This is a genomic window from Micromonospora trifolii, assembly GCF_050516465.1.
Taxonomy (GTDB): domain Bacteria; phylum Actinomycetota; class Actinomycetes; order Mycobacteriales; family Micromonosporaceae; genus Micromonospora; species Micromonospora trifolii.
The window spans coordinates 6,273,186-6,286,522 of sequence record NZ_CP191526.1 but is presented as its reverse complement, the minus strand read 5'-3'; the positions used below and the strand labels follow the sequence as shown (position 1 = coordinate 6,286,522).

7 protein-coding genes are annotated in these 13,337 nt (G+C 68.3%); all 7 read right to left on the bottom strand.

The genetic code is table 11. The features are described from left to right. Position 1: 1 nt before the first annotated feature. Positions 2-3,697 (bottom strand): discoidin domain-containing protein, encoded by a 3,696-nt coding sequence (locus ACQRWP_RS29275; RefSeq protein ID WP_430499353.1) that lies wholly within the window; start codon positions 3,695-3,697, stop codon positions 2-4. Positions 3,698-3,848: 151 nt separating this feature from the next. Continuing rightward, positions 3,849-6,716: a discoidin domain-containing protein gene (locus ACQRWP_RS29270; RefSeq protein ID WP_430499351.1), complete on the bottom strand. Its 2,868-nt coding sequence runs from the start codon at positions 6,714-6,716 to the stop codon at positions 3,849-3,851. A 143-nt stretch (positions 6,717-6,859) separates the two neighbouring features. Further along, positions 6,860-8,479 (bottom strand): glycoside hydrolase family 13 protein, encoded by a 1,620-nt coding sequence (locus ACQRWP_RS29265; RefSeq protein ID WP_430499349.1) that lies wholly within the window; start codon positions 8,477-8,479, stop codon positions 6,860-6,862. Between the two features lie 139 nt (positions 8,480-8,618). Next, the gene (locus tag ACQRWP_RS29260) at positions 8,619-9,506 is read right to left on the bottom strand and encodes a carbohydrate ABC transporter permease (protein ID WP_430499347.1); all 888 of its coding nucleotides are present in this window, start codon (positions 9,504-9,506) and stop codon (positions 8,619-8,621) included. Positions 9,507-9,517: 11 nt separating this feature from the next. Further along, the gene (locus ACQRWP_RS29255; RefSeq protein WP_430499345.1) at positions 9,518-10,474 is read right to left on the bottom strand and encodes a carbohydrate ABC transporter permease; all 957 of its coding nucleotides are present in this window, start codon (positions 10,472-10,474) and stop codon (positions 9,518-9,520) included. An 86-nt stretch (positions 10,475-10,560) separates the two neighbouring features. After that, entirely contained in the window at positions 10,561-11,940 is a 1,380-nt protein-coding gene (locus tag ACQRWP_RS29250) for an ABC transporter substrate-binding protein (protein ID WP_430499343.1), read from the bottom strand. A gap of 333 nt (positions 11,941-12,273) precedes the next feature. Continuing rightward, the gene (locus ACQRWP_RS29245) at positions 12,274-13,278 is read right to left on the bottom strand and encodes a LacI family DNA-binding transcriptional regulator (RefSeq protein WP_430499341.1); all 1,005 of its coding nucleotides are present in this window, start codon (positions 13,276-13,278) and stop codon (positions 12,274-12,276) included. Between the last annotated feature and the right edge of the window lie 59 nt (positions 13,279-13,337).

Here is a 13,337-nt window from a genome sequence, read left to right as displayed (position 1 = left end):
CTCAGTTGCGGTTGATGGTGAAGGTTGTCGTGGGGTTCTGGATGTCCACCGCGTTGTTGCTCAACCGGAGGTTGTTGAAGGTGACCGACCCGACGGCCGGCCCCTGCCCGGCCTCCGGCATCGGGTTCGCCCAGATGGCGAAGCCGGACTTCGCGTCGTAGGCGTCCCCGCTCTTCCGGGCACCGCTGATGGAGATGTTCGTGAAGACCGTGTCGGTGATCGGGTTCTGCGGCTGCCCACCGACGTAGTTGGTCTGGAACATGATGCCGCTGTAGGTCGGATCGATGATGTCGACGTCGCTGACCCGGATGCCCTGGAACACCTTCGAGGCGGAGAAGACCCAGATCGCCGGGAAGGTTTGTGAGCCCCAGAAATGCCCACCGGCCCGCACGATCGAGATGTTCTCGAACCGGGTGGGCGGGCTGGCACCGAAGCCGTTCATCGGATAGCCGAAGTCGAGCGAGCTGATGGTGATGCCGGAGTAGACCAGCGTGTCCGCGATGTAGATGTTGCGGAACGTGTTGCCGTAGCCGCCGTACACGGCGACACCGGCGGCCCGCCAGGTCAGGGTCGAGGTCAGGTTCTCGTAGACGTTGTCCTTCATGTCGGCGCCGCCCGCGTCGATGGCCGAGAACAGCGCGAAGCTGTCGTCGCCGGTGGCCCGGGCGTCGTTGTTGCTGACCAGGTTGTTGGTGCTCCCGTTGGTCATGTTGATGCCGTCGGCGAACATGTTCCGGATCCGGGAGTTCTTGATCGTCATATAGTCGGTGTTCGCGCCCCAGTAGAGGCACACCATGTGCTCGTTCCAGATGTTGTCGATCACGATGTTCGACACGTTGGAGAAGTCGAACACCTTGCCCGGACCGTCGATCCGCGAGGTGTAGTTGCCGAAGTACGCGAAGTTCTTGAACGACGAGTTGGCCGCCGAGTTCTCGGCCCGGAAACCGATGTCGGTGTTGTCCTGGCCCGACGGCGCGTTGAACCGGGTGTACCAGGGGCCGGCACCGGTCACCTGGACCGCCTTGCCGTACACCTGGAACTTCGACGAGGTGGAGTAGTTACCGGCCGGCAGGTACACCCCGATCAGGTTGCCGGTGGTGTCCATCCGCACCCGGTCCAGGGCGTTCTGCACGTCCTGGTGGGTGAAGCCGGTCGGCGTGGTGTAGCGCGCCGGGTCCGGGTTGGCGACCGGCGCCACCTGCTCCGTGTTGATGAAGTCGATGGCGTACGTGGTGGTGTTGGCCGGGTCCTTCTGAAGGCGGATCTTGCTGCCGGCCGGAACGGTGGAGTTGAGCATGACGTTGGCTTCGTCGTAGATGTGCCGCGGACCGCCCGCGCTCGGCGAGTTGCCCGGGCTGGTCTCGTTGCCGTACAGCCAGGCGTACCGGGACGTCAGGTCGATGGCCTTGTGGAACGTGCCGTTGACGTAGACGTTCAGCGTCGAGTTGATCCCGCCACCGCCGGCGGCGTCCGGGATGGAGAAACGGGTGACCAGCGTGTTGGTGCTGGCCCGGGTGGTGAACTCGACATAGCTGCCGTTCGAGTTGAGGGTCACCGCCCGCCGACCGGACGCCTCGCCGGCCAGGTCGCCGACCTCCCGGTTCGGTCCGACGACGGCGGCGCCACCGCCGATCACGCCGTCCTCAGCCTCGTACATGTCATACGGCATGTTGGCGCCGCGACCGACGAAGAGCGGACGGTCACTGGTGTTGTTGGCCTGCTTCACCGGCAACTCGTTGCCGTCCACGGCGAGCACCACCCGGACGGTGTACTTGCCGTTCGCGGCGGTCCAGGTGCCCAGGCTGATCGGGCCGACCGTGGCGCCGGCGTTGATCACGCCGGAGTACGAGCCGGTCAGGGTACGGACCACGGTGCCGGACTCGTTGAGCACGGTCAGGGTGATGCCGTGCGCACCGGACGCGGAAGCCTGGTTGCCGGCATTGCGGATGGACACGGAGAAGTTCACCGTGTTGCCCGCCGACGGGTTGCCCGGCGACCAGGCGACCGCCGAGGCGACCAGGTCCGAGCTGGCGACCGCGGCGACGACCAACGGGCTGGGGTTCGTGTAGCTGTTGTTGGTGTCGTCCTGCTCGACGACGGTGTTCGACTCGTCGACCTTGGCGCTGAGCGGGTAGCTGCCCGAGTCCCGGGTGCCGATGCTGGCGCTGACAGTGGTCGAGGCGCCGGCCGCGAGACCGCCGACCGAAGCCGTGCCCACCCGGGTGGAGCCCAGGTAGAAGTTGACGTTGGTCGCGCCGGAGGCCGCCGAGCCCGCGTTACGCACCGTCGCGGAGAGCGTGATGGTGCTGGTCTCCACCGGTGCGGACGGGCTGAACGACATGCCGGTAACGGTCAGGTCCGGGTTCGGCGCCGGGGTGCCGAAGACCTGGAACTCGGCCACCTGACCGGCCGGAGCGCCGGTGTTCGAGGCGATCGAGAGCCGTACGTCGGCCGCCGCGCCGGAGACCGGGATGGTCACCGTGTTGCCGCTGCCCGGGTTGAAGCTGTAGTTCGCCGCGCCGACCAGGGTGGTGAAGCTCGACGAGCCCTGGTCCCGGCCGAGCACCGTGATGTTCTGGGTACGCGCACCCCACGCCGAGTCCGGGTTGAGCTTCACGACGACCTGGCTGAGGCTGGCGTTGGCGCCGAGCTGCACGGTCAGCGTGCTCGGGTTGCCGTTGCCCTCCCAGTAGGTGGCCACATTGTTGTCGTTGGCGTTGGTGGCCACGAACGTGTGCACGAACCCGGAGGCGGTGATCGGCTTGCCGATCGCCAGGTTGGAACCGGTCGGCGGGTTGCCGGTGCCGGTCCGGGTCACGGTGTTGCTGTTCGCCGACTGGTTGCCGGCCGCGTCCTTGGCCCGCACGTAGTACGAGACCGTGGCACTGGTCGGCTGGCTGTCGGTGTACGTGAGCGTCGAGCCGTTGACGCTGCCGCGCAGCGCGCCGTTGGCGTAGACGTCGTACCCGGTCACCCCGACGTTGTCGGTGGACGCCGACCAGGCGAGCCGAATCTGCCCACTGACCGGCTGGGTGTAGGCCAGGTTGCCCGGGACGCTGGGCGCCTGGGTGTCGTTGCTGCCGGTGGCGCCGTAGACCTCGACCTCGGACAGCTGGGCAGCCGGCCAACCGGTGTTGCCGGTCACCTGCACGCGTACGTAGCGGGTGCTGGCGGCGGTGAAGCTGACGGTGGCGGTGTTGCCGCTGCTCGGGTTGAAGGTGTAGCCGGCGGACGCCTTCAGGGTGGTGAAGGACGAGCCGTTGGTGGAGCCGAGCACCGACAGCGTCTGGGTGCGGGTCTGCCAGTCCGACGCGGGCGGCAGCTTGAGCACCACCCGGTCCACGCTGACCGTGGCGCCCAGGTCCGCCTGGATCCACTGCGGGAACGCGTTGTTGGCGCTCTCCCAGTAGGTCGACGCGTTGCCGTCGTTGGCGTTGCCCGCCACGTAGTTCTGGTTGTAACTGCTGGCGGTCATGGTCGCGGAGAGCCCGGCGAGCATGGCCACGCGGGCGGCGGCCGCGGACGGGTCGGCCGCCGGTGCCGCGCTCGCCATGGGGGTGACGACCGGGGCGGTGGCGAGGAGCATCCCGGCGAGCGCGCCGGCGAGCATCCGACGGCGGCCCGTGCGGGCGGTGCGGGGGACGGTGGTGGGCGCGCCGGTTGGCGGCGTGCCTCGTCTCGTGCCAGTCCTTGACATGGGGTCGCTACACCTCTTTCGGGGGTGGGTGTGTGTGCGTTGCCCGGGGACGGGTGCAGGGGTACGCCCGTCGTTCCGCGACAGGTGGGGGACGGTGCGGGTTGGGGACGGGGTCGGACGGCCGGCGCGGCGTTGCGCCGGGGCAACCGACCTAGCTGGAGTAGACCTCGAACTCGCTGAGCTGGCCGGCTGGCCAGCCGCTGTTGCCGGTGACGGTCAGCCGCAGGTACCGCTGGGTGGTCGCCGTGAAGGTCACGGTGACCGTGTTGCCGCTGGCCGGGTTGAAGCTGTAGCCGGCGGACGCCTTCAGCGTGCTGAACGTCGAGCCGTTCGTGGAGCCGAGCACCGCCAGCGTCTGCGTACGCGTCTGCCAGGCCGACGACGGTGGGAGCTTCAGCACGACCCGGGACACCGTCCGATTGGTGCCCAGGTCCACCGTCAGCGACTGCGGGAACGCGCTGTTGGCGCTCTCCCAGTAGGTGTTCGCGTCGCCGTCCACCGCGTTGGGGGCGGCGTACACGTCGGAGTGGCTGGTCTCGGTGATCGACCGCCCGGCCGCCAGGTTGCCGCTGGGCGGCGGCGTGGTCGGGGGCGGCGTGGTCGGGGGCGGTGTGGTGGGCGGCGGCGTGGTCTGGGTGCCGCCGTACACCTCGACCTCGGAGAGTTGCGCGGCCGGCCAGCCGGTGTTGCCGGTGACGGTGACCCGGATGTAGCGGCGGTCACCGGAGGGCAGCCCGATCGACACGGTGTTGCCCGCGCCGGGGGCGAAGACCCGACCGGCGGACGACGCCAGCGTGTTGTACGACGAGCCGTCGGTGGAGCCGAGCACCGACAGGGTCTGGGTGCGCTGCTCCCAACCGCTGGGCAGCTTGAGTACCACCCGGTCGACCGACCGGGACGCGCCCAGGTCGATGGTGACCGACTGGGGGAAGGCGTTGTTGGCGCTCTCCCAGTACGTCGACGCGTTGCCGTCCACCACGTTGGCGGCCGTGTAGCTCTGGTTGGTGCTGGTCGCGGTCGTCGACCGGCCCAGCGCCAGGTTTCCGCTGGTCGGGGGCGGGGTGGTCGGGGGCGGCGTGGTGGGCGGTGGGGTGGTCGGCGGCGGCGAGGTGGGTCCACCGCCCCACTGGGGGTTCGGCCACGGGCCGCAGTACGGGGTCGGGGTGTACCAGCCGGAGTTGCCCGAGCCCTGGGTGATCTGGAAGCCGGCGCCCACGCAGTTGTGCATCGGGTTGCTCTGCGCGATGTTGGTGGCCCGCACGTTGGTGAAGGACACCTGGCTGTTCGCCTGGACCTGGAGCGCGTACGTGCCGGCGCCGTCGATCCGTACGTTGTTGAGGTTGATCCCGTTGGTCTGGCCCTCGATCCAGTGCAGCGCCGCGTACGAGCTGTCCAGGATGTCGGTGTCGGTGATGTTGATGGTGGGGTTCTGGAACGCCTCGTTGAGCGCGGAGAACCAGATCGCGCCGACACCGAAGTTCCAGTTGTAGTCCGAGTTGCCGTTACGGATCAACGTGTTACGGGCGATCGTCCAGGTGCCCTGGACGCCGGTGGCGCCCTGCACGCCGGGGTAGCGGTTCGCGACGTGGATGCCGCCGCCGTTGGTCAGCGAATCGGCCGTCACGTTGTCGGTGATCTTGATGTCCCGACCGCCGTAGCTGACCAGGTGGTTCGCCAGCAGGGTCACCCCGATGGTGTTGTGGGTGAAGGAGTTGTTGACGTTCGGCACGCTCTGCGCCCACATCGCCAACGCGTCGTCGCCGGTGTTGCGGACGAACGTGTTCGTCACCGTCGAGTTGGTCACCCCGGTGTGGAAGTTCACCCCGTCCGCGGTCTGGTCCAGGATCCGGCTGTTGCGGATGGTGAAGTTGTCCATCGGGCCGTCCATCCACGCCCCGACCTTGGTGTTCTCCAGCCAGAGGTTGTCGACCACCGAGTTGGTCATCGCCCCGCCCAGTGCGTTGACCTGGTCGTCGTCGACCCGCTCGCGGATGTCGCCGATGATGGCGAAGTCCCGCAGCGTGACGTTGCGGCTGGGCCCGTTCGCCTCGTGCGCGCGGACCGGGCCGGTGTAGCCGCCACCGGGGACGTACTTGCCGTAGATGCCGACGGACCTGTTCCGCTCGGTGGGGTGCCGGCCGCCGAGCACCGAATACCAGGGGCCGGCGCCACGCAGTGTCACCCCGTCGACCACCACGTGGTCCCAGAGGGTGAAGGTGCCGGTCGGGATCCAGACCGCCCGGCCCTGGGCCCTGCCGGCGTCGACCGCCGCCTGGAACTTCGCCGTCGAGTCGGTCGCGCCACTCGGGTCGGCACCGAAGTCGGTGACCACGTCGAGCACACCGGAGGGCTTCGTGATCGCCGGGGCGACCAGCTCGAAGTCGGCCAGGTCGATGGTGAACGTGGGCGACTGCGCGGTCGAGGAAACCTGGAGCCGGATCTTCGTGCCGGCCGGCTGGGTGCTGCCGAACAGCGCCCGGGTCTCGTCGTAGAAGTGGTGCGGGTTGGTGTCGCCCGGGTTGTTGTTGAACGGGTATCCGCCGTAGTACCAGCCGTACTTCGACGTGACCGGGACCGACTTCAGCAGCGCCCCGTTGGCCCGCAGGTCGATGGCGGCGTCACGGCCGGTGCCGGCCGGGCTGTCCGGCAGGCTGTAGCGGAAGGTGACCGCGTTGGCCGGGGCGGTGAGGGTGAACTCGACGTACTCGCCGACGGCGTCGAGGGTGACCGCCTCCCGGCCGGACGCCTCTGACGGCAACGTGCCATAGCGCCGGTCCGGGCCGATCTTCGTGCCGTTGTGGGCGGTCTCCTCCGCCTCCTGCTCGACGAACGGAACTGTGGCGCCCCGGTTGGGGATGTCGAAGGGGGACAACCCCGCCGCCGAGGCCGGGGTCGCGGTGCCGGTGACCGCGAGGGCGGTGACCGTTGTGGCGGCGAGCAGGGTGGCGGCGATGGCGGCCAACCCTGCCCGGGCCGGGTGTCGAAGGTGGTGCGGGGTGCCGGTGGTGTGGTTGGCCATGAGCTGCGCTCTCCCTTTCGTCAGGCAGGCCAGATCCCCCCGTGTCGGTGCGGTGTCGCGCGTCCCCCCTCGGTTCTCCCTTCTTGGTGGCGTGGTGCCGGCGACCGGGACGGGCCGCCGGCACCACGGCGAGCAGAGTCAGGTCAGGCCGGGCCGTCCGCCCCGCGCGGCCCGTCGGTGGATTCGGCGGTACGCAGCCAGACCGCTGTGTCGGACGGCAGCAACCCGTCGTCGAGCGGCCCGCTGGCCAGCAGCAACTCCCCCCGAGCTGGCATCGGCACCGGCGCGGCGGAGAGGTTGACCAGGCAGGTGAAGCCACCGCCGCGGTTGAACGCCAGCACCCCGTCCGGGGCGGGCAACCAGGTCAGCTCGCCGTCACCGAGCGACGGGTCGGCCTTTCGGGCCTGGATCGCCGCCCGGTACAGCTCCAGCATCGAGGCCGAGTCGCCGGTCTGCGCGCTGGCCGTCCGGTCCTTCCAGTCGGCCGGCTGCGGCAGCCAGGGCGCCGCGGCACCCTCGGGGCTGAACTCGAACGGCGGCTCGTCCCCGGCCCACGGCAGCGGTACGCGGCAGCCGTCCCGACCGGGGTCGACCCGGCCGGACCGCTCCCACATCGGGTCCTGCCGCATCGCGTACGGAATGTCCTCGACCTCGTAGAGGCCCAGCTCCTCGCCCTGGTAGACGTAGGCGGCACCGGGCAGCGACAGCGAGAGCAGCGCGGCGGCGCGGGCCCGGCGGGTGCCCAGCTCCAGGTCGGTGGGGGTGCCCTCGCGTTTGGCCGCGAAGCTGAACCGGGTGTCCGCGCGACCGTAGCGGGTGACGTGCCGGGTGACGTCGTGGTTCGAGAGCACCCAGGTGGCCGGCGCGTTGACCGGCGCGTGCGCGCTCAGCGTCCCGTCGATGCTCTCCCGCAGCGCCGCGGCGTCCCAGGCGCAGCCGAGGAAGTCGAAGTTGAACGCGGCGTGCAGCTCGTCCGGGCGCAGGTAGTTGGCGAACCGCTGCCGGTCCGGCAGCCACACCTCACCGATCAGCGCCCGGTCGGCGTACTCGTCGGCGACCCGACGCCAGCCCCGGTAGATGTCGTGCACGCCGTCGAGGTCGTGGAACGGGTGCGGTTGGTCCTCGCGGACCTCGGGCAGCGTCCCGTCCTTGACCAGGAGCCCGGCCGAGTCGATCCGGATGCCGTCCACGCCCCGGTCGAACCAGAACCGCAGGATGTCCTCGAACTCCTCCCGCACCCGGGGGTGGTCCCAGTTGAAGTCCGGCTGCTGGGGGGCGAACAGGTGCAGGTACCAGTCGCCGGGGGTGCCGTCCGGGTTGGTGGTGCGGGTCCAGGTCTCGCCGCCGAACTCGCCGATCCAGTCGGTGGGTCGTTCGTCGCCGTTGGGACCCCGGCCGGGTCGGAACCAGAACAGGTCCCGTTCGGGCGCGCCGGGTCCGCCGGCGAGCGCGGCCTGGAACCAGGGGTGCGCGTCGGAGCAGTGGTTGGGCACCACGTCGACGATGGTCCGGATGCCCAGCGCGTGCGCCTCCGCGATCAGCGCCTCCACCTCGGCCAGGGTGCCGAAGACCGGGTCGATGTCGCGGTAGTCGGAGACGTCGTAGCCTGCGTCGGCCATCGGGGACGGGTACCAGGGGCTGAACCAGATCGCGTCGACGCCGAGCGCGGACAGGTGGTTCAGCCGGGACCGGATGCCGGCGATGTCACCGATGCCGTCGCCGTTACCGTCGGCGAAGCTCCGGGGATACACCTGGTAGATCACGGCTCCACGCCACCACGGACTTCTGTCAGCTGTGGACACGAGCACCTGCTTTCTGCGTCAGTACGTCGGCGGGTTCGCCGGACCTAGATATGTATCGGGCGAACGGTCGTTGTTCGCCGCGCGGGAGGACCGGTGGTCGCTATCCCTTGATGCTGCCCGTGGTCAGACCGGACATGATGTTCCGCTGGAAGATCAGGAAGATGATGACAGTCGGGATCGCGGCGATGACCGAGGCGGCGATCACCACGTTCATCGGTGTGCCGCCCGCGAAGGCGTAGATGCCGACGCTGACCGTCCGGGTCTCGGGCGACGGCATGACCAGCTTCGGCCAGAGGAAGTCCTTCCAGACCGCCGTCACGGCGAAGATCGAGACGACGCCGAGGATGGGGCGCGACAGCGGCAGGATGATCGACCAGAGCGTGCGCAGCGACGTCGCCCCGTCCATGAGGGCGGCCGCCATCAGCTCCTCGGGGATCGAGTCGAAGAACCGCTTCAACAGGAAGATGTTGAACGCGTTGGCGACCAGGGGCAACCAGATCGCGAAAGGCGAGTCCAGCAGGTTGATGTGCACGATCGGCAGGTCGATCACGGTCACGTACTGCGGAACGATGAGGACCATCGCCGGGATCATCAGCGTCCCCAGCATCAGGGCGAGGATCACGTTGCCGAAGATCGGTCGAAGCTTGGACAGCGAGTACGCGGCGGCGGTGTCGAAGACGAGTTGGAACAGCACCGCGCCGATGGCGTAGTAGAAGGTGTTGAACAGCAGCTTGGCGAGGGCCAGGTTGTTCCACGCGTCGATGTAGTTCTGCGGCTGCGGGTCCTTGGGGAACAGCGACGGTGGGGTCTGCGCGATCTCCTGGCCGGACTTGAGCGCGCCGGTGACCATCCAGTAGAGCGGCCCGAGGAAGACGAGCGTGAACCCCGCCACGACCACTACCAGCAGCGTCCAGTAGATGACCCGACCGCGCCCCCGGCGGAGCTGGGATTGGGAGATGAGGGTCCGGGTTCCGGAATCCTGTGCCATTCCTCGCCGTCCTAGTCCTGTTTCGCAGTCAGCCGCACGTACACGGCGGAGAAGCCGGCCAGCACCACGAGCATGATCACGCCCAGGGCGGCGGCGCCGTTGAGATCGTTCTGGAAGAACCCGTGCTGGTAGATGAGGTACGCCACCGAGGTCGCCGAGTCCTCCGCGCCCGCGCCGTTGGCGAGGATCAGTGGCTCGATGAAGAGCTGCATGGTGGCGACGATCTGCAACATCGCCAGGAGCGCGAGGATCAACCGGGTCTGCGGGATCGTCACGTGGACGATCCGGCGCCAGATCCCGGCGCCGTCGAGCTCCGCCGCCTCGTACAGCTCGCCGGGGATGTTCTGCAACGACGCCAGGTAGATCAGCACCGCGCCGCCCATGTTCATCCAGGTCGACGCGAGCACCATCGCCGGCATCGTCATCTCCGGCGACTGCATCCACTGCGAGGTGGGCAGGTGCAGTGCCTTGAGGATCGCGTTGAAGAGCCCGGCCTCGCTGGGGTCGTACGCGTAGAACTTGAAGAGGAACAGCGCCGAGGCCGGCGGCAGCATCACCGGCAGGTAGACCAGGATCCGCAGGTACCCCTTGGCGTGGCGGAACTCGTTGAGCAGGATCGCCACGAAGAACGGCACCACGTACCCGAGGGCCAGCGCCAGGACGGTGAAGTAGAACGTGTTCTGCCAGGCCGTCCAGAAGCTGGGGTCGGCGATGATGCGGGAGTAGTTGTCCCAGCCCACCCAGCTGGTCTCGCCGCGCCGGGTCCGCTGGAAGCTCATGATGATGCCGCGGACCATCGGGTACCAGGAGAAGACGACGAAGCAGAGCACCGCCCCGATCAGGAACGCGTGACCGGTGAGATTGTCCCGTACCTTGCGGCCGAGGCTCGTGCGCTGCGGCCTCGCCGAGTACGGCGACGGCGGGCGGCCCGGTTTCCTGGGGGTCTCCGGGACGGTGGTGATCGCCAAGGCAACTCCTGGGTGAGTCGGTGACGTCGAGATGCGGTGCGAGTGGCGTGGGGGTCGGGTCGGCGTCCCGACCCCCACACGATCGGTCAGCTCTCGGCGGCGAGGAGCTGGTTGACCTTCTCCTCGGCGGTCTTGAGCAGTGCGTCGATGTTCGAGTTCGGGTTGGTCAGCACACCCGACATCGCGGCGTCGAGCACCGCGTAGACCGCCTGGGCGTTGCGCGGCTCACCCTTGATCGGAACCGGGGTCGCCTCGAAGAGCGCGAAGTTCGCCGTGTCGACGTTCGCGTTCGCCTTACGCAGCTCCAGCTCCTGCTTCTGCGCGTCACTGCCGTTGGCGAAGAGCAGCGGCTGGGGCAGACCCACCGGGTAGTTCTGCGGCTTGGCCCGGACGTAGTCGAACTGGCCCTTGCCCGGGGTGAGCTTCTGGTACGCGATCCACTTCAGACCGGCCTTGACCTGCTCGGGAGTGAGGTCCTTCTTGAAGAAGTAGCCCTCGCCACCACCGAGCGTCCCCTTGGCCGCGCCGTCCTGGCCGGGCAGCGGAGCCATCGCCCAGTCCTGGAACTTGCCCTGGAACTGGCTGACGATCGCCTGGGTGGCGTCCGGCGCGCCGATGAACATGCCGACCTTGCCCGCGCCGGCGTTCGTCAGCAGGTCGCCCCACTGGAGCAGCTGACGGGCGCCCATGCTGTTGTCGCCGTAGCGCATGTCCTTGAGGTTCTGCAGGACCTGCTTGCCCATGGCGTTGTTGAAGTCGGCCTTCTTGCCGTCCTCGGTCAGCACCTGGCCGCCCTGCGAGTAGAGCAGGGAGGTGAAGTGCCAGCCACCGGTGTTGCCGGCGCTGTACTCCGAGTAGCCGGCGATGCCGTTGCCGAGCGCGGAGATCTTCTTGGCGGCGGCCCGGACCTCGGCCCAGGTCTTCGGCGGGTTGTTCACGTCCAGCCCGGCCTGCTGGAACAGGGCCTTGTTGTAGACCAGGCCCATCGAGTAGTTCTTCACCGGAACGGCGTAGAGCTTGCCGCCGTCGGTGAAGACCTCCTTGAGCGCCGGGTCGACGCTGTCCCAGGTCGAGATCGTGTCCTTGTTGACCTGCTGACTGATGTCCATCGCCTGACCGGAGTCGAGCACCTGCTGGAGATCGGTCATGTACCCGTAGAAGACGTCGGTCACGGTGCCGCCGGCGAGGCGGGCGGTGAAGTCCGGCGGGTTGTTGCACTGCTCGCCGACGCTGACGCTCTTGATGGTGATGTCCGGGTTCTGCTTCTGGAACTCGGCGACGTCGTCGTTCCAGTTCTTCAACAGCTCTTTCTGGGCACCGACCGGCTGGCAGTCGACCGTGATGGTGACCTTGCCGCCTGCGGTCGAGCCCTTGTCGTCGCTCTTCGTGGAGCATGCCGTGAGGCTGAGCCCCAGGCCGGCCACGAGCGCAACCGCCGCAGCCTTTCGGTATTGCGGTACGGACATCTGTCCATCCCTTCGGGAACGGGTGTCTCCAATGACCTTCGCTGATCTGCGGTGATACGACCTGACGCCCAGTAGCTGCGTCGGAGCCAGGTGTGAGTGGAGTCACTGTAGCGAGGCCGACTCATTTCGGCAAGGTATCGACCCTGTTCCGAAAGGACACGACGCGATGACGACAGATGTTGGCAAACCTCTGAAAGCAGGCCGGTTTGCCGGCTATTGATCCCTTATGGCCGATCATTCGGCTTGGTCGATGGCGACCGTGACGAGCAACGACGAAAACGGCCGCCGACCGCGAGATGCGGTCGACGGCCGAAGCGTCGTTCGGTGTGGTGCCTAGCGGCCGGGGGCGGGCGCGGTGGAACCCCGCACCACCAACTCCGGCTCGAACAGCAACTCGTCCTGAAGGACGCCGGCACCCTCGATCTGGGTGACCAGCAGATCCACGGCGGCCTGCCCCATCGTCTCGATCGGCTGCCGCACCGTGGTCAACGGCGGGTCGGTGCACGTCATGAAAGCGGAGTCGTCGAAACCCACCACCGACACGTCGGCCGGCACCGAACGACCCAGCCGCCGGGCCGCGCGGATCGTGCCCAGCGCGAGCACGTCGCTGGCGCAGATGATGCCGGTCACGCCCCGCTCGACCAACTTCGTCGCGGCGACCCGTGCACCCTCCATCGAGAAGCTGGAACGCTCGACGCACTCGGCGTCGCCCTCGTCCCAACCGGCTGCCTTCATCATCGCGTCGAGCTTGCGCCGCGACGGCACATGCCCCTCCGGGCCGAGCACCATGCCGATCCGTTCGTGCCCGAGCGAGCGCAGGTGCCCGTACGCCTGCTCCACCGCCACCGCGTCGTCAGTGGAGACCCGGGGGAAACCCAGCTCGTCCACACCCGCGTTCACCAGCACGACCGGAAGCCCTCGGTCGGTCAGCCGACGGTAGTGGTCGTGCCGAGCGTCGGCGAGCGCGTACGAGCCACCAGCGAAGATCACCCCGGAGACCTGGTGGTCGAGGAGCATCTCCACGTAGTCCATTTCGGAGACCCCGCCGATGGTCCGGGCACAGAGCGCCGGGGTGTAGCCGCGCTGGGCGAGAGTGCCGGTGACGACCTCGGCCAACGCCGGGAAGATCGGGTTCTGCAACTCGGGCAGCACCAGCCCGACCAGCCGGGCGCGTTCGCCACGCAGCTTGGTCGGCCGCTCGTAACCGAGCACGTCCAGTGCCGTCAGCACGGCGGTGCGGGTCGCCTCGGAGACCCCGTCGCGGCCGTTGAGCACCCGGCTGACGGTGGCCTCGCTGACGCCCGCCTTCTTGGCAACTTCAGTCAACCGCTTGGTCACGGTCGCAATCGTACGTCACCTGAATGAAAGAAATGAACAGCAAATTGCCCGTCGTTTGC